Annotated in this window: 26 protein-coding genes and 1 other RNA gene; 13 read left to right on the forward strand and 14 right to left on the reverse strand. The window is 65.4% G+C overall.

Annotated features, from left to right (window positions below; translation table 11 throughout):
- Positions 1-133 precede the first annotated feature (133 nt).
- Genes AC0J5K_RS09150 through AC0J5K_RS09160 form a run of 3 tightly spaced genes read left to right on the forward strand, consistent with a single transcriptional unit; the run spans position 134 to position 1,720 of the window.
- Entirely contained in the window at positions 134-661 is a 528-nt protein-coding gene (locus AC0J5K_RS09150) for a phage tail protein (protein ID WP_274565424.1), read from the forward strand.
- Between the two features lie 34 nt (positions 662-695).
- Positions 696-1,163 (forward strand): hypothetical protein, encoded by a 468-nt coding sequence (locus AC0J5K_RS09155; RefSeq protein WP_274565423.1) that lies wholly within the window; start codon positions 696-698, stop codon positions 1,161-1,163.
- A gap of 53 nt (positions 1,164-1,216) precedes the next feature.
- Positions 1,217-1,720 (forward strand): GNAT family N-acetyltransferase, encoded by a 504-nt coding sequence (locus tag AC0J5K_RS09160; protein WP_274565422.1) that lies wholly within the window; start codon positions 1,217-1,219, stop codon positions 1,718-1,720.
- Between the two features lie 7 nt (positions 1,721-1,727).
- On the opposite strand, the gene AC0J5K_RS09165 is transcribed toward AC0J5K_RS09160, so the two are convergent.
- Positions 1,728-2,063 (reverse strand): DUF6916 family protein, encoded by a 336-nt coding sequence (locus AC0J5K_RS09165; RefSeq protein WP_048531487.1) that lies wholly within the window; start codon positions 2,061-2,063, stop codon positions 1,728-1,730.
- A 193-nt stretch (positions 2,064-2,256) separates the two neighbouring features.
- On the opposite strand from AC0J5K_RS09165, the gene AC0J5K_RS09170 reads away from it, so the two are divergent.
- The 3 genes from AC0J5K_RS09170 to ssrA all read left to right on the forward strand — a co-directional run bounded on the left by AC0J5K_RS09170 (position 2,257) and on the right by ssrA (position 4,586).
- Positions 2,257-3,153, forward strand: a complete 897-nt coding sequence (locus AC0J5K_RS09170; protein ID WP_274565421.1) for a Hint domain-containing protein — start codon at positions 2,257-2,259, stop codon at positions 3,151-3,153.
- Between the two features lie 190 nt (positions 3,154-3,343).
- Positions 3,344-4,222: a DMT family transporter gene (locus tag AC0J5K_RS09175; protein WP_274565420.1), complete on the forward strand. Its 879-nt coding sequence runs from the start codon at positions 3,344-3,346 to the stop codon at positions 4,220-4,222.
- Positions 4,223-4,235: 13 nt separating this feature from the next.
- Positions 4,236-4,586: a transfer-messenger RNA gene (gene ssrA, locus AC0J5K_RS09180) on the forward strand.
- 244 nt (positions 4,587-4,830) lie between these two features.
- On the opposite strand, the gene mfd is transcribed toward ssrA, so the two are convergent.
- Together mfd and AC0J5K_RS09190 are read right to left on the reverse strand one after the other, a co-directional pair.
- Positions 4,831-8,322: a transcription-repair coupling factor gene (gene mfd, locus AC0J5K_RS09185; protein WP_074835549.1), complete on the reverse strand. Its 3,492-nt coding sequence runs from the start codon at positions 8,320-8,322 to the stop codon at positions 4,831-4,833.
- A 45-nt stretch (positions 8,323-8,367) separates the two neighbouring features.
- Positions 8,368-8,859 carry a component of SufBCD complex gene (locus AC0J5K_RS09190; protein WP_139211247.1) on the reverse strand — a complete coding sequence of 164 codons (492 nt, stop codon included), beginning with the start codon at positions 8,857-8,859 and terminating at the stop codon, positions 8,368-8,370.
- A 188-nt stretch (positions 8,860-9,047) separates the two neighbouring features.
- Here AC0J5K_RS09190 and hemB point away from each other — a divergent pair, with 188 nt between their 5' ends.
- Complete coding sequence (gene hemB / locus AC0J5K_RS09195; protein ID WP_074835546.1) at positions 9,048-10,040, forward strand: porphobilinogen synthase; 993 nt, start codon at positions 9,048-9,050, stop codon at positions 10,038-10,040.
- A gap of 138 nt (positions 10,041-10,178) precedes the next feature.
- On the forward strand, positions 10,179-10,736 hold the full coding sequence (locus AC0J5K_RS09200) for a lipid-binding SYLF domain-containing protein (protein WP_048531479.1): 558 nt from the start codon (positions 10,179-10,181) through the stop codon (positions 10,734-10,736).
- Between the two features lie 134 nt (positions 10,737-10,870).
- Here AC0J5K_RS09200 and AC0J5K_RS09205 read toward each other — a convergent pair whose 3' ends face one another.
- Positions 10,871-11,140, reverse strand: coding sequence for an usg protein (locus tag AC0J5K_RS09205; RefSeq protein ID WP_048531477.1), 270 nt, complete (start codon positions 11,138-11,140; stop codon positions 10,871-10,873).
- Positions 11,141-11,333: 193 nt separating this feature from the next.
- Between AC0J5K_RS09205 and gyrA the strand changes: the two genes are divergently transcribed.
- A complete protein-coding gene (gyrA, locus tag AC0J5K_RS09210; RefSeq protein WP_048531475.1) occupies positions 11,334-14,069 on the forward strand; it encodes a DNA gyrase subunit A in 2,736 nt (911 codons plus the stop codon).
- Positions 14,070-14,172: 103 nt separating this feature from the next.
- Positions 14,173-14,583 (forward strand): DoxX family protein, encoded by a 411-nt coding sequence (locus AC0J5K_RS09215; protein ID WP_274565419.1) that lies wholly within the window; start codon positions 14,173-14,175, stop codon positions 14,581-14,583.
- Positions 14,584-14,645: 62 nt separating this feature from the next.
- On the opposite strand, the gene AC0J5K_RS09220 is transcribed toward AC0J5K_RS09215, so the two are convergent.
- The 4 genes from AC0J5K_RS09220 to AC0J5K_RS09235 form a co-directional block, all read right to left on the reverse strand.
- Positions 14,646-14,951, reverse strand: coding sequence for a hypothetical protein (locus AC0J5K_RS09220; protein WP_274565418.1), 306 nt, complete (start codon positions 14,949-14,951; stop codon positions 14,646-14,648).
- A gap of 189 nt (positions 14,952-15,140) precedes the next feature.
- Positions 15,141-16,616, reverse strand: a complete 1,476-nt coding sequence (locus AC0J5K_RS09225) for a carboxypeptidase M32 (protein ID WP_274565417.1) — start codon at positions 16,614-16,616, stop codon at positions 15,141-15,143.
- On the reverse strand, positions 16,613-17,761 hold the full coding sequence (ctaA, locus tag AC0J5K_RS09230; protein WP_074835541.1) for a heme A synthase: 1,149 nt from the start codon (positions 17,759-17,761) through the stop codon (positions 16,613-16,615). Before ctaA ends, AC0J5K_RS09225 begins: the two co-directional genes overlap by 4 nt.
- A gap of 84 nt (positions 17,762-17,845) precedes the next feature.
- A complete protein-coding gene (locus tag AC0J5K_RS09235) occupies positions 17,846-18,616 on the reverse strand; it encodes an RNA methyltransferase (RefSeq protein WP_074835540.1) in 771 nt (256 codons plus the stop codon).
- 111 nt (positions 18,617-18,727) lie between these two features.
- Here AC0J5K_RS09235 and AC0J5K_RS09240 point away from each other — a divergent pair, with 111 nt between their 5' ends.
- Positions 18,728-19,072, forward strand: coding sequence for a TfoX/Sxy family protein (locus AC0J5K_RS09240; RefSeq protein ID WP_074835538.1), 345 nt, complete (start codon positions 18,728-18,730; stop codon positions 19,070-19,072).
- 76 nt (positions 19,073-19,148) lie between these two features.
- Positions 19,149-19,769: a thiamine phosphate synthase gene (locus AC0J5K_RS09245; RefSeq protein ID WP_274565416.1), complete on the forward strand. Its 621-nt coding sequence runs from the start codon at positions 19,149-19,151 to the stop codon at positions 19,767-19,769.
- 216 nt (positions 19,770-19,985) lie between these two features.
- On the opposite strand, the gene olsA is transcribed toward AC0J5K_RS09245, so the two are convergent.
- The 3 genes from olsA to AC0J5K_RS09260 all read right to left on the reverse strand — a co-directional run bounded on the left by olsA (position 19,986) and on the right by AC0J5K_RS09260 (position 21,898).
- The gene (olsA, locus tag AC0J5K_RS09250) at positions 19,986-20,822 is read right to left on the reverse strand and encodes a lyso-ornithine lipid O-acyltransferase (protein WP_274565415.1); all 837 of its coding nucleotides are present in this window, start codon (positions 20,820-20,822) and stop codon (positions 19,986-19,988) included.
- Complete coding sequence (olsB, locus tag AC0J5K_RS09255) at positions 20,819-21,586, reverse strand: L-ornithine N(alpha)-acyltransferase (RefSeq protein ID WP_074835535.1); 768 nt, start codon at positions 21,584-21,586, stop codon at positions 20,819-20,821. The genes olsA and olsB overlap by 4 nt, the downstream gene beginning before the upstream one ends.
- Before the next feature lie 129 nt (positions 21,587-21,715).
- Positions 21,716-21,898 (reverse strand): DUF3553 domain-containing protein, encoded by a 183-nt coding sequence (locus AC0J5K_RS09260; RefSeq protein WP_048531461.1) that lies wholly within the window; start codon positions 21,896-21,898, stop codon positions 21,716-21,718.
- Positions 21,899-21,922: 24 nt separating this feature from the next.
- Between AC0J5K_RS09260 and AC0J5K_RS09265 the strand changes: the two genes are divergently transcribed.
- On the forward strand, positions 21,923-22,546 hold the full coding sequence (locus tag AC0J5K_RS09265; RefSeq protein ID WP_074835533.1) for a histidine phosphotransferase family protein: 624 nt from the start codon (positions 21,923-21,925) through the stop codon (positions 22,544-22,546).
- Positions 22,547-22,565: 19 nt separating this feature from the next.
- On the opposite strand, the gene AC0J5K_RS09270 is transcribed toward AC0J5K_RS09265, so the two are convergent.
- From AC0J5K_RS09270 to obgE, 3 genes are all read right to left on the reverse strand, one after another.
- Complete coding sequence (locus tag AC0J5K_RS09270) at positions 22,566-23,831, reverse strand: glutamate-5-semialdehyde dehydrogenase (protein ID WP_074835532.1); 1,266 nt, start codon at positions 23,829-23,831, stop codon at positions 22,566-22,568.
- Positions 23,832-23,909: 78 nt separating this feature from the next.
- Positions 23,910-25,013: a glutamate 5-kinase gene (proB, locus tag AC0J5K_RS09275; RefSeq protein ID WP_074835530.1), complete on the reverse strand. Its 1,104-nt coding sequence runs from the start codon at positions 25,011-25,013 to the stop codon at positions 23,910-23,912.
- Positions 25,001-26,038, reverse strand: a complete 1,038-nt coding sequence (gene obgE / locus AC0J5K_RS09280; protein ID WP_274565414.1) for a GTPase ObgE — start codon at positions 26,036-26,038, stop codon at positions 25,001-25,003. Before obgE ends, proB begins: the two co-directional genes overlap by 13 nt.
- Positions 26,039-26,055: the final 17 nt, after the last annotated feature.

Here is a 26,055-nt window from a genome sequence, read left to right on the forward strand (position 1 = left end):
TCTTGACCGATTGGCGTTTCAGCGGCACTCTGTTCGCGGGTCGAGGTGCACAATTTTTCAATGCCCGCCAAATCTTTAACCGAAACGGCGGCCTGCATGTCGCTACGCTTCGTCGCTATTGAGAGGATTTTTCATGTCGGAACCATTTCTTGGAGAGGTCAAGCTGGTGGGCTGGAACTTCGCGGCCCGCGGCTATGCGCTTTGCGATGGTCAGCTGCTGCCGATCTCTCAGAACACTGCGCTGTTTTCACTGCTCGGAACGATCTATGGCGGCGATGGCCGCACGACCTTTGCCCTGCCGGATCTGCGCGGCCGAATGGCCATGCACTTTGGCCGGGGTGCCGGTCTGAGCGACCGGCGGATCGGGCAAAGGGGCGGCAGCGAGACCAATACTCTGACCGTCAACCAGATGCCCAGCCACAACCACACCGCAAGCCTGCATGCCGAGCTGGGCGCACCCGACCAGTCCAATCCACAGGACAACATGCTGGGTCTGTCCAATATCTATATCGCGCCAAACGCGGCGCCGAACCGGACAATGGCGTCTGAAACCATCGTGGTGAACAACAACGGCGGAAACCAGGCGATCAACAACATGCAGCCCTTTCTTGTGATGAACTATCAGATCGCCCTGGTCGGGCTTTTCCCGTCGCGCAACTGATGCGTTCCACAGGTATGCCCGCAGGAGAACACACATGAGTTCGGACACAGATATCAGCCGACGCGGCTTTGTGGCCACCCAGGTCGCCGGGGCCGCGGTTGTCGCCGCCTTGCCCGCGACCGGCGCCAGCGCCGCCACCGGCCTGTTGACAACGACAGAGTCCGCGCCGGCCGCCGGTCCGTTCAACTGGCTCAGCTCCGGTTCGGCCGAATTGAAGGCTCATATCGGTCGCCGTTTCCGGTTTCAGACCGAGGATGGCCGATCCGCCGTGCTGAAACTGGTGGCGGTGGAGCCGATAGACAGCGGACCGCATCGCCCCGCCGACCTGCCGCGCAGCAGCGGCGTCATCGCGGTCTTCGACGGGCACGACAAGGCGCCAATGGTCGAGGCCGGCAGCCAGACCTATCGGGTCTCGGCGCCGCGCATCGGCGCTGCCCGGCTGATGGCCGGACCGACCCGCAAGCGCGACGGCTCGGACGTGATCGAGATCGTCCTCAACTGATCCACCGTACGGGGCGTAGAGCACGCCCCGGCCCAAACCAACCGGACTTCAACATGCTCGACCGTCCCCGCGGACAGGTGGCATTCCGCCTCATCCACGACACCGACCGTCCCTTTCTGGAATATCTCCATGCGACAACGCGCGCTTGGGAATTCGAATTGGTGGCTTGGGAAGAGGCGGAAAAGGCGCGTTTCCTGAAACAGCAATTCGAGGCGCAGGATCTGAGCTATCAGCGCAGCTTTCCCAAGGCCAACCGCCATATCATCACGCTCGATGGCGTGGATATCGGCCGGCTCTATCTCGACCGGCAGGACGACGTGCTTTACATCATCGAGTTCTCGTTGCTCCCGCAGTACCAAGGGCGCGGCATTGGCACGGACATCCTGCGCAGCCTGCTGAACGAGGCCCATGGCGGCAAGGTGCCGGTCCGGCTCAAGGTCGAGCGGCTCAATCCGGCGCAGCGGCTCTACCTGCGCCACGGCTTCGTGCAGACCGGCGTGGTCGGGCATCATCTGGCGCTGGAATGGCGGCCTCAGCTTGGCCCGCGGGAGGTCTGACCGTGGCTCAGTTGAAGACCGCCTCATACAGCATGCAGGTCCGGTCTTGCCGGAACGGCGAGAGAAAGAGCCTCAATACGCCAAGCTGCGGATGGCGGATTTCGAACATCTGGCTGTCGAGCTGCGGCTCGCGCGGCCCCTCAAAGGTCAGGGCGAAGGCCTGGCGCGGCGGCAGGATGCGTCCGTCGATCTCGACCTCGTTGTCGCGGATCGACGACCCCTCGAAACGCTTCACGTTGTCGAGCACAAGGCGCACCGGATCGGGACGCGAATCGACCGCGAAGATATCGCCTATAAGGGAATCGAAATCTTCCGGCGCGGCGGCGGCAATATCGATGGTCATGCGGCTCCCCTGTAGGCCCAATTCCTCGGGAATGGTAAAGAGTTACAGCAATAATGTGAATATTTACTTTGTCCTTGGGCGAGCAATCGCGTTTCGGATTGTCCACGTCGGATATTGCTCGACCGAAAGCTGCGGATCGCTTAACGTTTAGGTAACGATGTTTCACTAGTAGACTTAGAAAAAGGAATTCAACATGGCCACATATACCGGTGACGTACACTTTTACTTCAACGGCAATCTCAACGCTGCAAATTTTGACAATGAGACAATTGCCGACAACCTTCTAGATGCAGAATTCACAGCCGGCGAGATCGTCAACGACGGAACCGGAAACCTCTTTGGCGACGGGTTGGGAACCTATGTGGGTTCCATTGATATCGGCGGCACCCTTTACCCGATCTTCTCCGACGAAAATGCCGGCACGTTGGCAGATCCGGCGCTTTTCCTCGTGACCCCGACTGGTTTTTTCACCGCTGCGAATTTGCCGGCCGATCTCAGCTCGGCGACGACTGCGTCTACCACCGAATGCTTCCTCACCGGCACCCATATCGCCACCCCCGAGGGTGAAACCCGGGTCGAGGAGCTGAAAATCGGCGACGAGATCCTGACCGCCGCGGGCGAGGCCATCGCCATCAGGTGGATCGGCGTGCAGCGCGTCTATACTGCCTTCCGCCCGCCGGAACGCCTCCGCCCGGTCCGTGTCAGCGCCGGGGCGCTTGGCGATGGTTTGCCCAAGCGTGACCTGCGGCTGACCGCCGATCACGCGCTGGTGGTGGACGGGCTGCTGATCAACGCGGGCGCGCTGGTCAATGGTGCCAGTATCGACTGGGCCTCGGCCGAGGAGATGGGCGAATTCTACACCGTCTATCACATCGAGACCGAAAACCACGAAGAGATCCTGGCCGAGGGCACCCCGGCCGAGACCTACATCGATTATATCGGTCGCTGCCATTTCCACAATTACTCGGAATATGTGGCGCTGTACGGCGAAGAACGCACCATCGCCGAAATGGACAGGCCGCGGATTTCCACCCCGCGTCTGGTTCCGGCGGCGATCCGCGCCAGACTGGCCGCTGACAAGGCGGCCTGAGCCCGCCTGAACGACCTCACCGGTGTGACAGACCCCGGTTCCGCCTCTTTCGGCGGAGCCGGGGTTTTCCGTCGGGCAGGCCCCGCTTTTGCGCCCCGACCAGGCGGCCCTTCCCCCTCTGCGCTTGTCACCCGGCGATCGGCGCGCGATAGGGGGCACAGTCCTGTCACCCATACCCGGATCCTGCCCGATGTTGCGAAGCGGCCCCTTGCTGATGACGGTCTCGATGGCGCTCTTCGCGGTCGAGGACATGTTTCTGAAATCCGCCATGCAGGAGATCAGCGTCGGGCTGGCGCTTAGCGCCTTCGGACTGGGCGGGATGAGCGTCTTTCTGATCTGGGCGCGCCTGCGCGGCCAGCGGCTGTTTCACCCGGCGATTGTCACCCGCCCGCTGTTGCTGCGGTCTACGTCCGAGGTGCTGGGGCGGCTGTTTTATACCCTGGCCTTCGCCCTCGCCCCGTTGTCGCTGGTGTCGGCCATCCTCCAGGCGACGCCGCTGGTGGTGGCGCTTGGCGCGGTGGTGTTCTTTGGCGAGGTGGTCGGCTGGCGCCGCTGGCTGGCGATCGCCCTGGGCTTTGTCGGCGTGCTGATGATCCTGCGGCCGGGGACCGAGGCCTTTGCCGCCACCAGCATCTTTGCGGTGCTGGGCATGCTGGGCTTTGCCGGGCGTGATCTGGCGACGCGGGCCAGCCCGCCGTCGATGTCGAATGTGCAGCTCGGGGTCTACGGTTTCCTGATGCTGGTGATCGCCGGTCTGATCATGATCGCGGTGACCGGCCCCGGGCCGCTGCCGGGGCCACGGGCGTCGGTCGAGCTTGGGCTTGCGGTGGCGGTCGGCGTGCTGGCCTATACCAGCCTGACCGCGGCGATGCGGGTCGGCGAAGTCTCGATCACCGTGCCCTTCCGCTACACCCGGCTGCTCTTTGCCATGATCCTCGGCATTGCGGTCTTTGGCGAACGACCCGACCTGATGACCTGGGCGGGCAGCGCGGTGATCGTGGCAAGCGGGCTTTATACCATCTACCGAAGCCAGCGCGGCGCCGCGCCGCTGGCGAAAAAACCTGTCTGATCGGCGCCCGCGCCCCCTTAACATCCCGGCCCGTGCGCCCTATATTCAGCCTTGTCCTTCGGGACTATGGACATAAACGCGCTCGTAATAAGCGGATCGGACCCGGGGGCGGTACCCGGCGGCTCCACCAACCATCCTTCGTTTGGGGATCATGGGGCCGAAACAGGATCGACGAACGTCTAAAGGGGTTAGCTTTGTCCCGGTGAGTTACCACCGTTATCGGTACAACTAAGCTAGTTGCAAACGACAACAAAGCTCCGGTGGCAATGGCTGCGTAAGCAGTCGGATCTACCGAAATCTTAAGTCCTAGGGCCTAGCAGCTTTAGGCGGGGTTCGCAGGTACCTGGCAACAGAAACCTGCATTCCTCTCTTCTTCTGCATCGGCCCCAATCCTCTCGGTTCCGGAGGCGATCCGGCAATCGTGTTCAAGCATTGAAGGGTTGGCGGTCCCGGATCATGGCGGTGACGTCGATCAACGGCTTCGGGGCGACGGCCACGCCAGCGCCAGGTAGGATCCACCGCGCCGAGCCACGCACCACAGCCCGACTGCCGGCGATCTCGCATCGCACACCACCCGGCGCCGGGCGCCGCCCGGCGACCGGCTCACCTCATGCCCTGGCCTTCTTCTTTTTCTTCTCCGCCACGACCTTCTCGGCCAGATCGCGGGCGATGGCAAAGGCGCCCTTGATCTTGTCGGCGTCACTTTTCCAGTCGCGGCGGACGACGATCTTGTTGTCCTTCACCTTGGCCAGCCCCTTCTGATCCTTGATGAATTCCACCAAACCCTGCGGCGAGGCGAACTTGTCGTTGTGGAACTGGATCGTCGCGCCCTTGGGCCCGCCGTCGAGCTTGGCAATGCCGGCGCGTTTGCACATCGCCTTGATCCGCACCACCAGCAGCAGGGTGTTGACCTCCTTCGGCAGCTTGCCGAAACGGTCGATCAGCTCGGCGGCAAACCCCTCCAGCTCGACCTTCGTCGTCAGCTCGGACAGCCGGCGGTACAGCCCCAGCCGCACATCGAGATCGGGCACATAGTCCTCGGGGATCAGCACCGGAACGCCGAGGTTGATCTGCGGTGCCCATTGATCGTCGGCCTCGGTCAGCCCCTCCATTTCGCCCGCACGGATCTTGGCAATCGCCTCCTCCAGCATCGACTGATACAGCTCGTAGCCCACGTCGCGCATCTGTCCCGATTGCTCCTCGCCCAGAAGGTTGCCGGCGCCGCGAATATCGAGATCCTGTGACGCCAGGGTAAAGCCGGCACCTAGGGTATCGAGCGAGCCCAGCACCCGCAGTCGCTTTTCGGCGGTGGCGGTCAGCCTGGCACGGGGTTTTGTCGTCAGATAGGCATAGGCCCGTGTCTTCGACCGCCCTACCCGGCCACGGATCTGATAGAGTTGCGACAGGCCGAACATGTCCGCACGGTGCACCACCATGGTGTTGGCGGTCGGGATATCGAGACCACTTTCGACAATCGTCGTCGCCAGCAGCACGTCGTATTTGCCGTCATAAAAGGCGTTCATCTTGTCGTCGAGCTCGCCTGCCGGCATCTGCCCATGCGCCACCACGTAAGAGACCTCGGGCACCTGATCCTTGAGAAACTGCTCGATCTCGCCCAGATCGCTGACCCGCGGCACCACATAGAAGCTCTGGCCGCCGCGATAATGTTCACGCAAGAGCGCCTCGCGGATGGTCACCGCGTCGAACTCGCTGACATAGGTGCGGATCGCCAGCCGGTCGACCGGCGGCGTGCCGATGATCGAGAGATCGCGTACGCCGGAGAGCGACAATTGCAGGGTGCGCGGGATCGGCGTCGCGGTCAGGGTCAGCACGTGGATATCGGTGCGCAGCTGCTTCAGCCGCTCCTTGTGCGAGACGCCGAAATGCTGCTCTTCGTCGATGATCAGCAGCCCGAGGTTCTGAAACCGGATGCCCTTGGCCAAAAGCGCATGGGTGCCGATGACGATATCCGCCGTGCCTTTGGAAATGCCCTCGCGGGTGAGCGCCGCATCGCGCGCCGAGACGAAGCGCGACAGCGGCCGGACATTGACCGGGAAGCCACGGAAGCGCTCGGCAAAGCTCTTGTAATGCTGCCGTGCCAGCAGCGTCGTCGGCGCGATCACCGCCACTTGCATGCCCGACATGGCGGCCACGAAAGCGGCGCGCATCGCCACCTCGGTTTTGCCAAAGCCCACGTCGCCGCAGATCAGCCGGTCCATCGGCTGGCCGGAATGCATGTCGTCCATCACGTCGGAAATGGCGCGCAGCTGGTCGTCGGTCTCCTCGTAGGGGAAGCGCGCCGAGAAATCCTCGTAGGCGCCATGCGGCGGGTCCATCACCGGCGCCTTGCGCAGCGCACGCTCGGCCGCGACGCGGATCAGCCGGTCGGCCATCTCGCGGATGCGTTCCTTGAGCTTGGCCTTCTTGGCCTGCCAGGCGCCGCCGCCCAGCTTGTCGAGCAGACCGGCCTCATGGCCGTATTTCGACAAAAGCTCGATGTTTTCAACCGGCAGATAGAGCTTGGAGGCCTCGGCATATTCCAGCGCCAGGCATTCATGCGCGGCGCCGGCGGCGGTGATCACCTCGAGCCCGAGATAGCGGCCGATGCCGTGATCGACATGCACCACCAGATCGCCGGGGCTGAGCGATTGCGTTTCGGTCAGGAAGTTCTCGGCCCGGCGCTTTTTCTTCGGTGCACGGATCAGCCTGTCGCCCAGCACATCCTGCTCGGACACGACGGTGATCCGGGCTTCTCCCCCCGTCTTGCCGCCGCCCCAAGGCCCTTCAAACCCGTGCTCCAGCGCCCAGACTGCTAGATGCAGCCCGTGCCGGCCGATGCTGCGGGCATCCTTGACCAAGATCGTCTCGGCCAGCCCCTCATCCTCGATCAGGCCGGAAAGCCGCTCGCGCGCGCCCTCGGAATAGGAGGCGACCACCACCGGACCAAGCTCAAGTTTTGCCTTTATATGATCCGCCAATGCGCCGAAAAGGCTAATGTTTTCCTGCTGCCGCTCGGGCGCGAAATTGCGCCCGATACGGCCACCGGCATCCGAGACGCCGGGGCCCGAGGCCTGGGCCAGCGGATGGAACTGCAACACCCGGCGGCCGGAGGTGGCGGCCTGCCAGGCGGCATCGTCGAGATACAGCGTCTCGGGGGGCGCGGGTTTGTAGACCGTGTCCATCCGCGATTTGCTCGCCATCGCGATCTTGCGGGTCTCGTATTGATCCTCGATCATCTCCCAGCGGGCCAGCCGCGAGGGGGTGACCTGATCGTCCTGGGTGATGGTGGCCTCGGGCAGATAGTCGAACAGCGTCTCGAGCCGCTCGTGAAAAAAGCCCAGCCAGTGCTCGGCGCCCTGGTGCTTGCGGCCGGCGCTGATCGCCTCGTACAGCGGATCGTCGGAACCGGCGGCGCCGAATTCGATGCGGTAATTCTGCCGGAAGCGGGTGATCGCCGCCTCGTCGAGGATGACCTCGGAGACCGGCGCCAGCTCGACCATGTCGAGCTTTTCGGTGGTGCGCTGGCTGACCGGGTCGAAGCGGCGTGCGCCGTCCAGCGTATCGCCAAAGAGGTCGAGCCGTACCGGGCCGCCTTCTCCGGGCGGATAGATGTCGATGATGCCGCCGCGCACCGCGTAATCGCCAGGCTCCATCACCGTCGGCGCCTGAACGAAGCCCATCCGCACCAGGAAGGCGCGCAGCGCCTTTTCGTCGATCCGGTGGCCGACCCGGGCGGTAAAGGCCGCCTCGCGCAAAACCTCGCGGGCCGGGATCTTCTGCGTCGCCGCCGACAGGGTGGTCAGCAGCACGAATTGCTGCGGCATGCCATGTACCAGCCCGGCCAGCGTCGCCATCCGCGCGGCCGAGATATCGGCATGGGGCGAGACCCGGTCATACGGCAGGCAATCCCAGGCCGGAAAGGTCAGCACCGGCATCTCTGGCGCAAAGAAGCCGAGCGCCGCCTGCATCGCCGCCAGCCGCTTGTCATCGCGGGCGACATGCAGCACCGGGCCGCCGCTTCTGGCGGCCTCGTCGAGGATCAACCGGGCGTCAAAGCCTTCCGGCGCGCCACCGATGATGCGGGTCTGAAGGTCTGGCATGGCGTCTCACTTGCGGCAGCGGAAGGATCGGGTCAATGGCGCGGCTCAGAGTCCCAGAACCTGAACCGAGAAATTCTGGTACATGCCCCACATGGCGGTGACAAAGATCGACAGCACGCCGATCACCTGGACATAGAACCGGTGGCGGATCAGCCGGCGTTGCAGCGCCTCGCCATGCAGGCCCATGTCATTGATCCGGCGCGAGGTCGAAAGGCTGAGAAGGCCGACGAGGCTCATCGGAAAGAGCAGCAAAAAGACCGCCTGGGCGAATTCGACCCAGTAGAAAAAGCCCAGCACCGCCAGCCCGCTGAGCAGAAAGCAGATCAGGCCCAGCAGCCAAATGCCCGCCACCCGGCCGATATAGAGCAGCCGCGAGGTGTTGATCCGCACCAGTTCCTCGAGATCGCCCTGCGCCTGGCCGCCGTACTTGCGGGCGTGGGTGACCATGTCGAACGGCACGCCGATCACCCAGTGACTCGCCGTCGACCACATCACCGCCAGCGCGATCCAGAACCAGAGATTCGAGAAGGACCGCATGTCGATATGTTCAAGAATGACGAGTTGCAGATCGGTCACCGCGTGTTCCCCTGAGGCATCTCGGGCCTCCTTACCGCAAGCTCCGGGCATTGCCCAGAGGCCGCCGCCGCGGCGGCCTGCGGGTGCGCTTCGGGCTGGACTTGGCGCAACAGGCTTGGCAGGTACGGGAGAGAATTTCGGAGAACGCCATGCCCCTCGCCCCCTTTCCCGACGCCCGCTTCCGCCGCACCCGCAAATCCGCCGCGCTGCGTGATCTGGTGCGCGAAAACACCCTGACGCCCGGCGATTTCATCTGGCCGATCTTCCTGCGCGATGGCGAGGGGATCGAAGAGCCAGTGCCCTCGATGCCCGGCGTGGTGCGGCGCTCGGTCGACCTGGTGGCGCAGGCGGCGCGCGAGGCCCATGCCCTGGGCATTCCGGCGATCTGCCTCTTTCCCTATACCGACCCGAGCCTCAAGACCGAGGATTGCGCCGAGGCCTGGAACCCCGAGAACCTGTCGAACCGCGCCACGCGGGCGATCAAGGCGGCGGTGCCGGAAATGGTGGTGATGACCGATGTGGCGCTCGACCCCTACAACATCAACGGCCACGACGGCTTTGTGGTCGATGGCGAGGTGGTAAACGACGCCACCGTCGGCGCGCTGGTGAAACAGGCGCTGAGCCAGGCCGAGGCCGGGGCCGACATCATCGGCCCGTCGGACATGATGGATGGCCGCATCGGCGCGATCCGTGGCGCCCTGGAAGCCGGCGGCTTTCCCAACGTGGCCCTGCTCAGCTATTCGGCGAAATATGCCAGTGCCTTTTACGGCCCGTTCCGCGATGCGGTGGGCGCCTCCGGCGCGCTCAAGGGTGACAAGAAGACCTATCAGATGGACCCGGCCAATTCCGACGAGGCGCTGCGGCTGGTGGACCGCGATCTGAGCGAGGGCGCCGACATGGTGATGATCAAGCCGGGGATGCCCTATCTCGACATCTGCCGCCGGGTGAAAGACCGCTTCGGCGCGCCGACCTATGCCTACCAGGTCTCGGGGGAATACGCGATGATCCAGGGCGCCGCGCAAAACGGCTGGATCGACGGCGAACAGGCGATGATGGAGAGCCTGATGGGCTTCAAACGCGCCGGATGCGACGGGGTGCTGACCTATTTCGCGCCGGCGGCGGCGCGGCTTCTCAACGGCTGAGCCGCTCCCGCGCCGGCGCGGCTTTGCCACAATCCCGGCGCCGGGTTTTCGCGGCGTGACACCCCGGGCCAAAGCGCCTATACTGCGCGCGACCGGCGACAAGACCGGCCCCCAAGGCAATGCGAGCAGAGACCCAAGATGACCCAGCTTCCCCGACGATCCTTTGTGTTTTCCGGCCTTGCCGCAACCACGCTGGCCGCTTGCGGCAACGGCGTCGGGTCGCGCGGCCCGGCCACGATCGACGCCCGTGTCGACAGCACCTTGGCGCAGCTCTATTCGGATTTTCCCGCCACCCGCGAAGTGGCCGAGAAATCCGTCGGCATGTTGATCATGCCGCTGGTGACCGAGGCCGGCCTGGGCCTGGGCGGCGGCTATGGCCGCGGCGCCATGCGCATCAACGGCGCGACGGTGGATTACTATGCCATGACCAAGCTCTCGACCGGATTGCAGATCGGCGCGCAACAATATGCGCATGTGCTGTTCTTCATGACCGACGAGGCCTTGCAGAATTTCCGCCGGTCGCCCGGTTTTGCCGCCGGCGCCGGCGCGACCTATGCCATCCCCGACAGCGGCGGCAATCTGAGCGCCGAGACCACCACCTCGCTTGCGCCGATCATTGCCGTGGTCTTTGGCCAGGCCGGGCTGCGCGTCGGCGCGACGCTGGAGGGCGTGAAATACACCCGGATCATTCCCTGACGACGAGGCGTTGATGCGCAGGCCGGGCTGGGGGCGCTGCCCCCGTCGCCCCGGGCGACTCCCCCGAGGGTATTTTCGGCAAGAGGAAGATCAGGGCGATCTGGTTGCGACCGGGGGTCCAAGGGCCACAGCGGTCAGTGATAGGTGAATTCGCCGACCAGGTTCTGCCATTCGCCGGAGGCCAGCATCTTGCGGTGCGAAAAGCGCACCGAATGCAGCGGGCCCTCGATCTCGTCCTGCCAGAACTCGATGAAGCGGAAGAGCTTGGGGTGATCCGGCGCGGTGTCATATTCCTGCCAGATATAGCTGTTGAGCACATGGGTGTAATCCGGCATGTGATAGAAGAATTCCGCCGTGGTCAGCCCGTAGCCGCGCAGCATCATTTCGGTCTCCGACATCTGCATCTTGCACCTCGTCTTTTTTTGCTGTGCGGGAATCGTGCCAGAAATCTGTTGAAAATCAACAAATACAATCTGTTAGCCACCTGACGTGATGGCTGCCAAATCGACGGAATCCAAGGATTGCACCCCATATCCTGTCTCTGATATAGTTTGCCTCAACTATATATAGAAACCGACAAAAAGCGGTGAAGACGACGTGAGCGACACGCCCCAACCCCCTGAGAACGATGAACAAAAACCGGACCGGCCCGAGCATCACGGCCCCACGGTCTCGATCACGGACGAGATGCAGTCGGCCTATCTCGACTATGCGATGTCGGTCATCGTGTCCCGCGCGATCCCGGATCTGCGCGACGGGCTGAAACCGGTGCATCGGCGCATTCTTTATGCGATGCATGAAACCGGCAACAGCCATGACAAACCCTATCGCAAGTCGGCCCGCCCTGTGGGCGACGTCATGGGGAAATACCACCCGCATGGAGACAGCGCGATCTATGACGCGCTGGTACGCATGGCGCAGGATTTCTCGATGTCGCTGCCGCTTCTGGACGGTCAGGGCAACTTCGGCTCGATGGATGGCGACAATGCCGCGGCCATGCGTTACACCGAGGTGCGGATGGACAAGCCCTCGTCGTATCTGCTGGCCGATATCGACAAGGAAACCGTCGATTTCCAGGACAATTACGACGGCAAGGACCGCGAGCCCAGCGTGCTGCCGGCGCGCTTTCCCAACATGCTGGTCAATGGCGCCGGCGGCATTGCCGTCGGCATGGCGACCAATATCCCGCCGCATAACCTCGGCGAGGTGATCGACGCCTGCCTGGCGTTGATCGAGGATGCCGATCTGACCTCGGAACAGCTGATCCATTATATCCCCGGCCCGGATTTCCCCACCGGCGGGCTGATCCTCGGCCGCTCGGGCGCGCGCAAGGCCTATCTCGAAGGTCGGGGCAGCGTCATCGTGCGCGCCAAGACCCGCGTCGAGGAGCTGCGCAAGGACCGTTATGCCATCGTCGTCGACGAGGTGCCCTATCAGGTGAACAAGGCGGCGATGATCGAAAAGATTGCCGAGGCCGCCCGTGAAAAGCGCATCGAGGGCATCGCCCATGTGCAGGACGAAAGCGACCGCAACGGCGTGCGGGTTGTAATCGAGCTGAAGCGCGATGCCACGGCGGAGGTGGTGCTGAACCAGCTGTTCCGCTTCACCCCGATGCAGACCTATTTCGGCTGCAACATGCTGGCGCTCAATGGCGGGCGGCCCGAGCAGCTGACCCTGCGCGCCTTCCTGACCTCCTTCCTCGATTTCCGCGAGGATGTGGTGGCGCGGCGCACCGCCTATCTGCTGCGCAAGGCGCGCGAACGCAGCCATATCCTCTGTGGTCTGGCGGTCGCGGTGTCGAATGTCGACGAGGTCGTGGCGACGATCCGCGCTTCGGCCGATGCGGCGGAAGCGCGCGAGAAGCTGATGACCCGGCGCTGGCCGGCGCAGGAGATCGCCGCCTATATCAAGCTGATCGACGATCCGACCCATACGATCAACGAGGACGGCAGCTACAACCTCTCCGAGGCGCAGGCCCGCGCCATTCTCGAGCTGCGGCTGCAACGGCTGACCCAGCTGGGCGTCAAGGAGATCACCGACGAGCTCGAAGAACTGGCGGCGAAGATCAAGGATTACCTCGATATCCTGTCCTCGCGCGAGCGGATCATGACGATCATCTCGGACGAACTGACCGAGGTGAAAGAGCAATTTGCCGTGCCGCGCCGCACCGAGATCACCGACTGGGCCGGTGACATGGACGACGAGGACCTGATCGAACGCGAGGACATGGTCGTCACCGTCACCCAGGGCGGCTATATCAAGCGCACGCCGCTGGCCGATTTCCGCTCGCAGAAGCGCGGCGGCAAGGGGCTGTCGGGCGGTGCGCTCAAGGATGACGACGTGGTGACCACGCTGTTTGTCGCCAATACCCATACGCAGCTTCTGTTCTTTACCACCGACGGCATGGCCTACAAGCTCAAGACCTGGCGGTTGCCGCTGGGCGGGCGCACCTCCAAGGGCAAGGCGATCGTCAACATCCTGCCGATCCCGACCGGCGTGTCGATCGCGGCGATCATGCCGGTCGATCGCGACGAGGGCGAATGGGACGATCTGCAAATCGTCTTTGCCACCGACAAAGGCACCGTGCGGCGCAATCGGCTGTCGGATTTCACCAACGTGAAGTCGAACGGCAAGATCGCGATGAAGTTCGAGGACGAGAACGAAGGCATGTCGTTGATCAATGCCCGGATCTGTTCCGAGGACGACGACGTCATGCTGGTCACCGATTCCGGCCGCGCCATCCGCTTTCCGACCACCGATGTGCGGGTGTTCAATTCGCGCAATTCGGTGGGGGTGCGGGGCATCCGGCTCAACAATGGCGACAAGGTCGTCTCGATGTCGGTGATCCGCCACTTCGAGGCCGAGGCGGAGGAACGCGCCGCCTATCTGAAGCAGCGTCGCCTGATGGCGGGGATCACCGATGACCCGGAGACCGACGAAGAGGCCGCCGCCCCCGGCGCGCTCTCGCCCGAGCGCTATGCCGAGATGTCGGCGGCCGAGAACCTGATCCTGACAATCACCGCCAAGGGCACCGGCAAGCTGTCGTCGTCGCATGACTATCCGGTGCGCGGCCGTGGCGGCCAGGGCGTGGCGGCGATGGACAAGGCGATGCGCGGCGGGCCTCTGGTGGCCTCTTTCCCGGTGGAACTGGACGATCAGATCATGCTTGCCACCTCGCGCGGGCAATCGATCCGGGTGCCGGTCGATGGCATCTCCTTCCGGTCGCGCAGCGCCGGTGGCGTGCGAGTGTTCAACACCGGCAAGGGCGAGGAAGTGGTCAGCGTGGCCTGGATCGCCGAACAGGCCGAAGACGAGGGTGAGGCCGAGAGCTGAGGCGCCTTGCAAATTCGCACAAGACTTGTGTGGTTTGCCTGAATTGATCGTGGATGCACAGATCGAATAGTCCTTCCGACAGAAACTCGGAAGGACACTTCACATGACCCACACTCTTCAAAATGCCGGCCTGCTGGTCGCGCGTATCCTGCTCTCGGCAATGTTCATTCTGGCGGGCATCGGCAAGCTGGGCGATGTTCAGGGCTTTGCCAGCTACGTGGCCTCGGGCGGCCTGCCCGGCTTTCTCGCCTGGCCGGTGATCGTCCTGGAGATCCTCGGCGGCCTGGCGCTTCTGGTCGGCTTTCAGACCCGGCTGGCGGCGCTGGCGCTGGGCCTGTTCTCGGTGGCGACCGGCGTACTCTATCACTTTGCCCCGGCGGACCAGATGCAGATGACCATCTTCATGAAGAACCTGGCGCTTGGCGGCGGCTATCTGGCGCTGGCGCTGGTCGGCGCCGGCCAATGGTCGGCCGATGCGGCGCTGGGCCGGAAATCGGCCACGGCCACCGCGTAAGCACAAGGCCATCGCCCGGTCTCGGCCGGGCGATGGCATGTTTCGGGGGCTGTTGCGTTTTGTCAGTCGGTGCCGGAGCTCGACCCGCTTTCGTCGCCGAGCAAGGCCAGCCCGAGCAGCGCGATGCCCACGGTCGCCGGCAGCGCCGCGCCGCCGTTGGTCTGGAAGGAACTCAGCCTGCGGCACAGCCGGGCTGGTGTGCCGTCCGGCAGCGTCGTCAAGGTGTCGCGGCACCAGTATTGAATGCCGTTGGCTTCCACGTACAGCGGATAGTCCGGGTCAGGGCTCAGCCCCGGTGCGGCACCCTGCGCCAGCGCCGATCCGGCAAGACCCGCAATGACACCCGCGGAAAGTAATAACTTTTTCATAGTCCAATCCTCTCCCGTTCTTCGTAATGCCTGTCGGACAAGATTACACCGTTTCCGGCCTTTGCGCTATCGGTCTGATGATCCGGGCCCGCACCAGCCCGCCCGGCCGCCGCACCCATCGGCGCAACCGGCTCCCGAGCGGCAAAAGCGGCCTGTCAGGCGGGCCAGGTGCCTGATTGGCGGGGTTTTTCAGAGATCGTAGAGATCGGCGAACTTCTGCTCAAGATAGCCCAGCAGCGGCGCCTCCGAGGGGGCGAATCCACAGGCCTGCTCGATCACCGCACGCGGCTCGTAAAGCCCGCCGAACCGCTGCACATTGGCATGCAGCCAGCCGGTGGCCCCCGAAAGATCGCCCCGCGCCAATTGCCCGTCGAGGTCGGCGACATCGTCCTGCAACGCGAGATAGAGACAGCCGGCATAGACATTGCCCAGGGCATAGGTCGGGAAATAGCCCAGCAGCCCGGCGGCCCAATGCACATCCTGCAACACGCCGTTCGACGGCTTGTCGACCGAATAGCCGAAATCCTCGGCAAAACGCGCGTTCCACGCCTCTTCGAGATCGGCCACATCGAGCTTGCCCCGCGCCATGTCGCGTTCGAGGTCAAAGCGCAGCATAATGTGAAGGTTGTACTGCACCTCGTCCGCCTCGGTGCGGATAAACCCGCGCTGAACGCGGTTGACGGCCTTGTAAAACGCCTCTTCGCCGGTAACCCCCAGATCGCCAAAGGCATCCCGCATCTGGCCATAAAGCCAGTGGCAGAAGGCGCGCGAGCGGCCCAACTGGTTTTCGTAGATGCGACTCTGGCTTTCATGCACCCCGAGCGACACGCCCTGCCCCAGCGGGCTCAGCGCATAGCCCGCATCGATGCCCTGTTCGTAACAGGCATGGCCGACCTCGTGGATGGTGGAATAGGCGCAGTTGAACGGATCGTCGGCCGCGGTGCGGGTGGTGATCCGCACATCGGCGCCGCTGCCCGAACTGAAGGGATGCACCGCCTTGTCGATCCGCCCGCGATCGAAATCATAGCCAAAGACCTCGGCCAGGCGACGTGACAGCACCATCTGCGCCGCCGGATCAAAGCTGCCCGAGACCGGATCGGGTGCCGGCCGGTCCAGCACCGCCGCGCGCAGCGCCACCAGACCGGGGCGCAGATCATCGAACAGCGATGCCACCTCGGCCCCCGTCGCCCCCGGCTCATAGCCCTGGAGCAGCGCGTCATAGGCATCCCCCGCGCCGGCGATATGCGCCGCCTCTTCGCGGCGCAACGCCACGATTTCCGACAGCACCGGGGCGAAGGCGGCGAAATCCTCGTCGGCCCGCGCCCGCGCCCATTTGCCATAGGCCACCGACGTGGTGCGGGCGATCCGCGCCGCCAGCGCCGCCGGCACCCGCACCGCGCGTTCGTAATTGCGCCGGATGTGGCGCATCTGCGCCCGGCCCACCGCATCCAGTGTCGCATCCTCGACCGCCGCCAGCCATTGGCCGACCTCTGGCGCGGTGCGCCGCGCATGCAGCATTTCTTCCATCGCGCCCAGCTCTTCGCCGCGTTGTTCGGCGGCGCCCGGCGGCATCATCGTCTCCTGATCCCAGCCCAACCGGCCGGCAACCTGGGCCAGTGCCTCGGTCTGGCGCTGGAACGCCATCAGCTCGTCATAAGCGCTCATCGCACCGACCCCCGAATGCTGTCGGCGGTGGGATATCCCGCAATGAACCGGGCCCGCAGGATCAGCACCCAGAGCACCACCGCGCCAAGTTGATGGGTGATCGCGATATGCAGCTGCGCCGAATAGAGCACGGTGACGACGCCTAGCACCACCTGAAGCGCCATCATCGCCAGCACCGCGTTAAAGGCGAAACGGGTCTTGCCATGGGGCGATCTGCGCGCCCGAAGCCAGACCACCACGCCGAAGATCGCCAGCAGATAGCCCGCCATCCGGTGCATGAACTGCACCAGCCCATCGTTCTCGAAGAAGTTGCGCCAGAGCGGCTCGATCTCGAAGGGGAACGGCGGAAAGAACCCGCCCGCCATCAGCGGCCAATCGGTATAATTGCGCCCCGCGTCGATGCCGGCCACCAGCGCGCCGATCAGGATCTGCAAGAAGGCGAAATGCGTCAGCCCGGTGCCCATCGAGAACAGCTTCGCCTCGCGGTTGCGGCGGCATTGCATCAGCTCGCGTTCCTCGCAGCCGAGCAGGAAAATATACCATGACAGCACCCCGAGGATCACGAAGGCCAGCCCCAGATGCGTCGCCAGACGATAGCTCGCCACGTCGAGCATGGTGCCGGTCAGCCCGGAGGAGACCATCCACCAGCCGACGGCACCCTGCACCCCGCCGAGGAGCCCGGGGATCAGCAGCCGCCCGGTCCAGCCCGGTGGGATTTTCCGCAGCATCAGGAAGCCCGCAAAGCCCAGCGCCCAGACCAGCCCGACAAAGCGGCCCAGCTGCCGGTGGCCCCATTCCCACCAGTAGATCACCTTGAATTCCGAAAGCGTCATGCCCTGGTTTTGCAGCTCGTATTCCGGGATCGCCTGATATTTCTCGAATTCGGCGGTCCAGTCGGCTTCGGACATCGGCGGCAGCGCCCCGGTCACCGGCTTCCACTCGGTGATCGACAACCCGCTGTCGGTCAGCCGGGTCAAACCGCCGACCAGGATCATCGCCACCACCAGCGCGAACAGCATCATCAGCCAGACCCGGATCGCGCCACGCGCGCCGCGCCGGCCGCGGTCGATCATGCCGGTCCGGGCCGGGGTCTCGGGGCGTTTGGCCTCGCCCACCTCTTCGAACAATTTGCGTTTCTCTGCCATGGGCCTCTCCGTTTGCGCGGACAGTAGTGCGCGCCCCGAGGGGCTTCAAGCGCCACCCTTTGCCGCAGGGCGCGGCGGTCGCCTTCAGTCGCGCGGGCTGCGTTCGGCGGTCTCTTTCCAGCGCACCATCTGCCGCATCACCCCGTGCAGCATCTGTACATCGGCGCGGGTCAGCCGCATCCGGCTCCAGAGATTGCGCAGGTTGATCTTCATCCCCTCGGCCTTGGTCGGCGGAAAGAAGAAACCGGCCTCCTCCAGCCGCTCCTCGTAATGCGCGGCCAGTTTCTCCATCTCGATGCCGCTGGCCCAGTCAGTCTTGGCCATCTCCACGGTCTCATGGGTGATTTCCGCGCCGGCGCGGCGCCATTCATAGGCGGTCAACAACACACATTGCGCCAGGTTGAGCGAGGCGAACTCGGGGTTCACCGGCACCGAGATGATTGCATTGGCCAGCGCGATATCGTCGTTTTCCAGCCCGGCGCGCTCCGGCCCGAACAGCACCGCCACCTTTTCGCCACCGGCGATCTTTTCGGCGGCCATCTGCATCGCGCGTTCCGGGCTCACCACCGGCTTGGTCAGCCCGCGCTGCCGCGCGGTGGTGGCAAAGACAAAGGAACAATCGCCCACCGCCTCGGCGGTCGTGGCGAAATGCCCGGCCTCGTCCAGCAGCCGCCCGGCGCCCGAGGCCATCGCCACCGCCTTCTGGTTGGGCCAGCCATCGCGCGGCGCCACGACGCGCATCCGCTCCAGCCCGAAATTCCACATCGCCCGCGCGGCGCCACCGATGTTTTCGCCCATCTGGGGGCGGACAAGCACCATGGCGGGCTGCGGGCGGTATCTGTTGCTCTCACTCATGGCCGCCCTGTTACGGCGCCGCCGGCAAAAGCGCAATTCCCCTGCTGCATCCTGGCCGATAAACTGCACCCTGACGGCGCCCCCGCCGCCCGCCTTCGCGGAGTTCCGACAATGGCCTATGATCCCGGACATGAAACCCTGCTGCGCGAGGACATGGGCGAGGCGCTTGGCCCCCGCGTGGTGGAACTGTCCGAACGCAAGATGTTCGGCGGGCTCTGCTTCATGCTCAACGGCAACATGCTCTGCGGCGTGCACAGGGACGGGCTGATGTACCGCGTGGGCAAGGACAATGCCGATCGCGCCCTGGCGCTCGAGGGCGCGCACCCGATGGCCTTCACAGGCCGGCCGATGGGCGGCATGATCGAACTCTACGAGGATGACCTCGACCGCGACACCACCCGCCAGGGGCTGATGGCGCTGGCGCTCGACTTCGTCGATGCCCTGCCGCCGAAATGACCGGGGGTCTCGCCAGTGATGGCCATGGCCGAAATTTGCCGCTATAGGGAGCGCAGCCACCTGAATGGAGCCCGAAATGGCCGATATCGAGCACCCGCAAATCTACCTCATCACTCCAGCCAGCTTTGAATTGTCAAGCTTCGGCAAGGAGTTGGAACGGGTCCTCGATGCCGTGCCCGTGGCCTGCCTGCGGCTCGCCATGGCCAGCCACGACGAAGACCGGATCGCCCGTGCCGCCGATATGCTGCGCGAGATCACCCACCGCCGCGACATTGCCATGGTGATCGAATCCCACGTGCTGCTGGCCGAACGGCTGGGCCTCGATGGCGTCCACCTCAAGGAGGCCCACGGCGTCCGTGCCGCGCGCAAGACGCTGGGCGAGGATGCCATTGTCGGGCTGCATGCCGGCAGCTCGCGCCACGACGGCATGTCGGGCGGCGAGGCCGGCGCGGATTACGTCTGTTTCGGCCCGGTGGGCGCCGCCGGTCTCGGCGATGGCGACCTGGCCGAGCGCGATCTCTTCGACTGGTGGTCGCAGATGATCGAACTGCCGGTGGTCGCCGAAGGCGCGCTCGACGAGAGCCTGATCCGCGCGCTCTCGCCGGTGACCGATTTCTTCGGCCTCGGCGAAGAGCTCTGGTCGGCCGAGGATCCCGTCGCCCGCGCCCGCGCCTGCCTGGCGGCCATGGGCGGCTGACAGCCCCGAAGGCCGCGAAAAAGCGCGCGCCAGTCCTTCTTCTGGCCAAAAAAATCCTGGGGGGAGGCCGAAGGCCCGGGGGGCAAAGCCCCCCTGTCTCGCCCCCGCGGGCAAAGCCCGCCTTTTTGCAGAACTGGCCCCCTCCTCCGGTCCCGCCGGGGCGCAGCCCCGGCCCCCCGTCGACACGCGCAGGCGTGGCGAAATCCCGAAGCGTCGCTATCCCCGCAGCGCCGAGTGATGCGCCGCGCGCACCGTTTCTTCGAGCGTCCTGGCCAGCGCCTTGCGATCGGCAAAATCCGCGACCTTCAGCGGCGGGTGAAAGATCACCTCCGCCGAGCCGTGCCGCCGTGCCACCAGCATCGCCAGCATATGCGCACCAAATCCCATCTCGCCCCACCAGCCATAAAATCGCGGGTCGGTGCCGGCGGGCGCGTGATAGACCAGGGTCACCGGCTGGACATGCAGCGCATCGCGCAGTGCCGGGTCGAAACAGGCGGCAAACAACGTCGGCTTGAACGGCAGCACGCGGCGCGAATCCGTCGAGGTGCCCTCGGGAAAAAACAACAGGTGGTGCCGGCCCATCAGCCGCGTGCGGAACAGCTCGGTCTGTGCCCGCGCCTCGCGCCGGTCGCGGGCGATAAAGACCGTGCCGGTGGCCCGCGCCAGCAGGCCGATACCGGGCCAGCCCGCCACCTCGGCCTTGGAGACGAAATAGACATCCCGCGCCGCGTTCAGCACGAAGATATCCAGCCAGGAGGCATGGTTGGCGACAAAGGCGCCATGGTGGCGCATCGGCGCGCCCTGCAATCGCGTGGCAAGCCCCAGGAGCCGCAGCACGCCGCGACAGACCACCACGGTGATATAGGGCGTGACCGGGCGGCGTGCCCCGAAAAGCGGCCATTCCACCAGCCGCACCAGCAACAGCAGCGCCAGGCCGAGCCCCAGCAGCACGAGGATCGGCACCCCGCGCCGCAGCACCCGCAGCCAGTCGCGCAGGCCGTGTGGCCGGCCCAGCGGCGGCGCCGGCGTCTCGTCGGTCCAGGTCGGGGTCATCGCCGCGCCCCCGAGCCGGCATAAAGCTGGCGCTGACGGCTGTTCATCCGGGCGGTGTCCATCACCAGACAGACATCGGTGGTGTTGAACTCATGGTCGATCCAGGCGCCCTCGCCGACAGTGCCGCCCAGCCGCAGATAGGCCTTGATCAGCGCCGGCGTCTGCAACATCGCCTGCTTGCGGTCGATCCGGTCGCGCGGCAAGAGGTCCATGCGCTGATATTGCGCCGGCCGCGCCCGCACCCGAAGCTCTTCCGGCGCCAGGTGGTTGTGATAGAGCGAGGACAGCGGCTGCGCCAGAGCCGCGGCATCGGTGCCGTGAAAACTCGCCACGCCGAACAGCACCTCGATGCCGTGCCGCTCGACGTAATCGGCGAGCGCCTGCCAGAGGTGAAACATCGCCGCCCCGCCGCGATAGTCCGGGTGCAGGCAGGAGCGGCCCAGCTCCATCAGCCGCCGGCCCGAGGCGCGCAGCGGCGCGAGGTCGTATTCCTCGTCGGAATAGAACTGCCCGATCGCCGCCGCCTGATCGTCGCGCAGCACCCGGTAGACCCCCACCACCGGCGCCGTGTCGCGGGCCCGGTCATAGAGCAACAGGTGATCGAAATAGGGGTCGAAGCGGTCCTTCTCGAGGCCGGTCGCATGATCCACCAGCGCGCCGCCGCCGCCCAGTTCCTCGACAAAGACCTGATAGCGCAGGGCCTGCGCGGCGCGAATCTCGGCCTCTGTGTCCGCAAGCCTGACAGAAAACTCCGGTGTGCGCATGGATATCCCGCTTCGCTTGGCCGTCGCGCGTGTCATAGTGCCGTCGCCGCGCAAAGACAACGTGTGGCCCCGGATTGCGCCGCCCTGCCGCACCGTGTTTAACAGGGCGTTAACCCCGGGCCGCGTAGCCTAGGTCTCGAAGACAGGTTCCAGAGCGATCCTGTTGCCATCTATGACAACTTTACCCGCTTCACGGAAATTCACTGTGATCCTGCCTGCGATATTCGATTGCACCTGCCCTACGCCCCAATCCGGGCGCTCCGGGTGGCGCACCAGATTTCCCGGTTCGAGCAAGGCGTTCATGTCGGTCATCCGTGGCACCTCCGGAGTAGATTGATGACCTCCTATACGGCAAAGCTCGCCTCCCTGATAGCCTCGCGCATCTGCCATGACCTGATCTCGCCGGTGGGCGCCATCGCCAACGGGCTCGAGCTGATGTCTCTGGGCGGCGCCAGCAACGGCGGGCCGGAGCTGGCACTGGTGACCGAGAGCTGCGACTACGCCAGCGCGCGCATCCGGTTCTTTCGCATCGCCTTTGGCGCGGCGACCGACAAAGCGATGGTCTCGCGCAACGAGGTTGTGGCCGTGCTTCAGACCCTTGGCGCGGCGGGACGGGTGTCCTACGACTGGGCCCCCGGCGGCGATTTGCCCCGGCGCGAGGTGCAGCTTGCGCTGCTGGCGCTGCAATGTGTCGAGGCCGCCTTGCCGCGCGGCGGCGAGATCTGCATCGAATACCAGCCCGGCCATTGGTCGGTCACCGGCCTGTCGGACCGGATCGCCCCCGACCCGGCCCAATGGCAGCAGATGGAGCGGATCGCCGTCGCGCCGGTGCCGGAAAGCGAAGAGCCGGTGGTGGCGCCGAACCACGTGCAATTCGTCCTGCTGCCGCTGCTCGCACGCGAACTCGGCCGCCGCCCGGCGGTGGAAGAGGCCAAGGGGCGGCTCACCCTGACGGTCTGACGCCCCTCTTTCGGCGCGCTTATGGCCGGGTGGTGCCGTTGCCGTCGACCAGATATTTGAAGCTGGTGAGCTGCGCCGCGCCGACCGGGCCCCGGGCGTGCATCTTGCCGGTGGCAATGCCGATCTCGGCCCCCATGCCGAACTCGCCGCCATCGGCGAACTGGGTCGAGGCGTTGCGCATCAGGATAGCGCTGTCGACCCGCTGGAAAAAGCGCTCGGCGGCGGCATCGTCCTCGGTGAGGATGCATTCGGTATGCGACGAGCTGAACTGCCGGATATGGGCAATCGCCGCGTCGAGATCCTCGACCACCCGCGCCGCCAGGATCGAATCGAGGTATTCCTTGCCCCAATCCGCCTCTTCCGCCGCCACCGTGCCGGCGATCTTCCGCAGCGTGGCATCGGCCCGCACCTCGACCCCGGCATCGATCAGCGCGCGGATCACCCCCTGGCCGATGGTGTCGACAATCTCGCGGTGGATCAGCAGACATTCGGCGGCGCCGCAGATGCCGGTGCGCCGGGTCTTGGCATTGAGCACCACGTCGAGCGCCTTGACCGGATCGGCCGCCTTGTCGAGATAGACATGCACGATGCCCTCGAGATGGGCAAAGACCGGCACCCGCGCCTCGCGCTGCACCAGCCCGACCAGCCCCTTGCCGCCGCGCGGCACGATGACGTCGATAAAATCGGTCATCGTCAGCATTTCGCTCACCGCCGCCCGGTCGCGCGTGGGCACCAGCTGGATCGCATCCGCCGGCAGCCCGGCAGAGGTGACGCCGGCAACCATCGCCGCATGGATCGCGCCCGAGGAATGAAAACTCTCGGAGCCGCCGCGCAGGATCACCGCGTTGCCGGCCTTGAGGCAGAGCGCGCCGGCATCGGCGGTCACATTGGGCCGGCTTTCGTAGATCACCCCCACCACGCCCAGCGGCGTGCGCACCCGGCGGATGTGCAGCCCCGACGGCCGGTCCCATTCCTCGAGCACCGCGCCCACCGGATCCGCCTGTTCGGCCACCGCGCGCAGCCCTTCGACAATGCTGCCGATGCGGGCCGCGTCGAGCTTCAGCCGGTCCAGCATTGCCGGGCTCAGCCCCTTTTCGCGGCCAAATTCCATGTCCTTTTCGTTGGCGGCGATGATCGCGTCGCGGGCGGCCCAGACCTCGTCGGCCGCGGCGGTCAGTGCGGCCTGCTTGGCCTCGGCCGGGGCATAGGCCAGTTCGGCGCTGGCCGCCTTGGCGCGGGCGCCGATGTCGGCCATCAGGGCGGGGATATCTGCGAGGTCTTTCATGTCGGGTGCCTTTTCTCGGCCTTGGTCCAGAGACTTTATGCCTCCGGCGGCGGTATTTTCAAACAGAAGAAGTGCGGATCACAGCGCCATGTCATCGCGGTGGATCAACACCGCGCGGCCCGGATAGCCCAGCAGCGCCTCGATCTCGTCCGAGCGGTGCCCCTTGATGGTGCGGGTCTCGGCCGCGGTGTAGCGCGTCAGCCCCTGCCCCAGCACATGGCCCGCCCCGTCGAGAATTGCCACCGGCTGGCCCCGGCCATAGGTGCCGCTGACGCCGGAAACACCGGCCGGCAGCAGGCTGCGGCCCGCGCGCAGCGCCCGCACCGCGCCGGCGTCGAGCGTGACCTCGCCGCGCGGTTTCATCGCCGCGATCCAGCGTTTGCGCGCCGCCTGCGGATCGATATGGGCGGTGAACCAGGTGGCATTGGCGCCCTCTTCCAGCGCCTTGAGCGGCCGCAGCGCCTCGCCATGGGTGATCACCATGGCACAGCCCGCCGCCGTCGCGGTCTTGGCCGCCATCAGCTTGGTCTTCATGCCGCCCTTGGACAGGCCCGAGCCGGCATCGCCGGCCATGGCCTCGATCTCGGGGGTGATCTGGTCGATCACGTCATAGCGCCGGGCCCGCGGATCGACCGCCGGATTGGCGCTGTAGAAGCCGTCGACATCCGACAGCAGCACCAGCACGTCGGCGCCCACGGTGGCGGCGACCTGTGCCGCCATCCGGTCGTTGTCGCCATAGCGGATTTCATCCGTTGCCACGGTGTCGTTCTCGTTCACGATCGGCACCGCGCCGAGCGAAATCAGCGTTTCCAGCGTCGCGCGCGAATTGAGGTACCGCCGTCGGTCGCTGCTGTCTTCCAGCGTCACCAGCACCTGTGCGGTGGTCAGCCCATGCGGCGCCAGCGCCTCCTCGTAGGCGCGCGCCAGGCGGATCTGCCCGACCGCGGCTGCGGCCTGGCTCTGCTCCAGCGCCAGTTCGGACAGCCCCAGCCCCAGCGCCCCGCGGCCCAGGGCGATCGAGCCGGAAGAGACAAGGATCACCTCGGCGCGGGTCTTGAGCCAGGCCACGTCCTCGGCCAGGGCGCGCAGCCAATCGGCCTTGAGCGCGCCGGTCCGCCTGTCCACCAGAAGCGCCGAGCCGATCTTGATGACAATGCGGCGGGCGTCGCTCAGGGTTGCCACGTCTCGGGCTCCTCGTCCTGCGCCTTCTGCCGCAGATTGTCCTCGGAAATCTCGGCGCGCAGCGCGCGCAGCACCTCGGTCACCCCGTCGCGTGCGACACCCGACATCAGCCTCACCGGCCCGCCGACCTCGGCCTCGAGCGCGGCCTTGGCCTCGGCGCGCTCTTCGTCATCCAGCGCATCGATCTTGTTGAGCACGGTCACCCGCGGCTTGTCGGCCAGATGGCCGCCATAGGCCTCGAGCTCGGTGATGATGGTCCGGTAATCCTCGGCCACGGTCTCGGAGGTGCCATCAATCAGATGCAGCAGCACCGAACAGCGTTCCACATGGCCCAGAAAGCGGTCGCCGATGCCCCTCCCCTCATGCGCGCCTTCGATCAGCCCGGGAATGTCGGCGACGACAAACTCGGCGCCATCGACCCCGACAACCCCGAGATTGGGATGCAGCGTGGTGAACGGGTAATCGGCGATCTTCGGCCGGGCGTTCGAGGTGGCGGCCAGGAAGGTCGATTTGCCGGCATTGGGCAGGCCCAGAAGCCCGGCGTCGGCGATCAGCTTGAGCCGCAGCCAGATCGTGCGTTCCACCCCCGGCTGGCCGGGATTGGCGCGGCGCGGCGCCTGGTTGGTGGCGGTCTTGAAATGCAGGTTGCCAAAGCCGCCGTTGCCGCCCTTCGCCAGCACCACCTGCTCGCCCACCGCCATCAGCTCGGCCACCAGCGTCTCTTCGTCCTCGTCCAGCACCTCGGTGCCGACGGGAACCCGCAGGATGATGTCGTCGCCATCCTTGCCGGTGCGCTGCTTGCCCATGCCGGGCTGGCCGTTCTTGGCAAAGAAGTGCTGCTGATAGCGGAAGTCGATCAGCGTGTTCAGCCCCTCGACCGCCTCGATGATCACCGATCCGCCCTTGCCGCCGTCGCCGCCGTCGGGCCCGCCGTATTCGATGTACTTCTCGCGCCGGAACGACACCGCGCCGCCGCCCCCGGCGCCGGAACGGATATAGACCTTGGCAAGATCGAGAAATTTCATGGCGTGGGCCTCATTGA

Source organism: Marinovum sp. E3, from assembly GCF_055755275.1.

Bases quoted from the DNA above. Each gene is read 5' to 3' on its own strand.
- AC0J5K_RS09150 (WP_274565424.1), top strand. From the start codon at position 134: ATGTCGGAACCATTTCTTGGAGAGGTCAAGCTGGTGGGCTGGAACTTC.
- AC0J5K_RS09155 (WP_274565423.1), top strand. From the start codon at position 696: ATGAGTTCGGACACAGATATCAGCCGACGCGGCTTTGTGGCCACCCAG.
- AC0J5K_RS09160 (WP_274565422.1), top strand. From the start codon at position 1,217: ATGCTCGACCGTCCCCGCGGACAGGTGGCATTCCGCCTCATCCACGAC.
- AC0J5K_RS09165 (WP_048531487.1), bottom strand. From the start codon at position 2,063: ATGACCATCGATATTGCCGCCGCCGCGCCGGAAGATTTCGATTCCCTT.
- AC0J5K_RS09170 (WP_274565421.1), top strand. From the start codon at position 2,257: ATGGCCACATATACCGGTGACGTACACTTTTACTTCAACGGCAATCTC.
- AC0J5K_RS09175 (WP_274565420.1), top strand. From the start codon at position 3,344: ATGTTGCGAAGCGGCCCCTTGCTGATGACGGTCTCGATGGCGCTCTTC.
- mfd (WP_074835549.1), bottom strand. From the start codon at position 8,322: ATGCCAGACCTTCAGACCCGCATCATCGGTGGCGCGCCGGAAGGCTTT.
- AC0J5K_RS09190 (WP_139211247.1), bottom strand. From the start codon at position 8,859: ATGCGGTCCTTCTCGAATCTCTGGTTCTGGATCGCGCTGGCGGTGATG.
- hemB (WP_074835546.1), top strand. From the start codon at position 9,048: ATGCCCCTCGCCCCCTTTCCCGACGCCCGCTTCCGCCGCACCCGCAAA.
- AC0J5K_RS09200 (WP_048531479.1), top strand. From the start codon at position 10,179: ATGACCCAGCTTCCCCGACGATCCTTTGTGTTTTCCGGCCTTGCCGCA.
- AC0J5K_RS09205 (WP_048531477.1), bottom strand. From the start codon at position 11,140: ATGCAGATGTCGGAGACCGAAATGATGCTGCGCGGCTACGGGCTGACC.
- AC0J5K_RS09215 (WP_274565419.1), top strand. From the start codon at position 14,173: ATGACCCACACTCTTCAAAATGCCGGCCTGCTGGTCGCGCGTATCCTG.
- AC0J5K_RS09220 (WP_274565418.1), bottom strand. From the start codon at position 14,951: ATGAAAAAGTTATTACTTTCCGCGGGTGTCATTGCGGGTCTTGCCGGA.
- AC0J5K_RS09225 (WP_274565417.1), bottom strand. From the start codon at position 16,616: ATGAGCGCTTATGACGAGCTGATGGCGTTCCAGCGCCAGACCGAGGCA.
- ctaA (WP_074835541.1), bottom strand. From the start codon at position 17,761: ATGGCAGAGAAACGCAAATTGTTCGAAGAGGTGGGCGAGGCCAAACGC.
- AC0J5K_RS09235 (WP_074835540.1), bottom strand. From the start codon at position 18,616: ATGAGTGAGAGCAACAGATACCGCCCGCAGCCCGCCATGGTGCTTGTC.
- AC0J5K_RS09240 (WP_074835538.1), top strand. From the start codon at position 18,728: ATGGCCTATGATCCCGGACATGAAACCCTGCTGCGCGAGGACATGGGC.
- AC0J5K_RS09245 (WP_274565416.1), top strand. From the start codon at position 19,149: ATGGCCGATATCGAGCACCCGCAAATCTACCTCATCACTCCAGCCAGC.
- olsA (WP_274565415.1), bottom strand. From the start codon at position 20,822: ATGACCCCGACCTGGACCGACGAGACGCCGGCGCCGCCGCTGGGCCGG.
- olsB (WP_074835535.1), bottom strand. From the start codon at position 21,586: ATGCGCACACCGGAGTTTTCTGTCAGGCTTGCGGACACAGAGGCCGAG.
- AC0J5K_RS09260 (WP_048531461.1), bottom strand. From the start codon at position 21,898: ATGACCGACATGAACGCCTTGCTCGAACCGGGAAATCTGGTGCGCCAC.
- AC0J5K_RS09265 (WP_074835533.1), top strand. From the start codon at position 21,923: ATGACCTCCTATACGGCAAAGCTCGCCTCCCTGATAGCCTCGCGCATC.
- AC0J5K_RS09270 (WP_074835532.1), bottom strand. From the start codon at position 23,831: ATGAAAGACCTCGCAGATATCCCCGCCCTGATGGCCGACATCGGCGCC.
- obgE (WP_274565414.1), bottom strand. From the start codon at position 26,038: ATGAAATTTCTCGATCTTGCCAAGGTCTATATCCGTTCCGGCGCCGGG.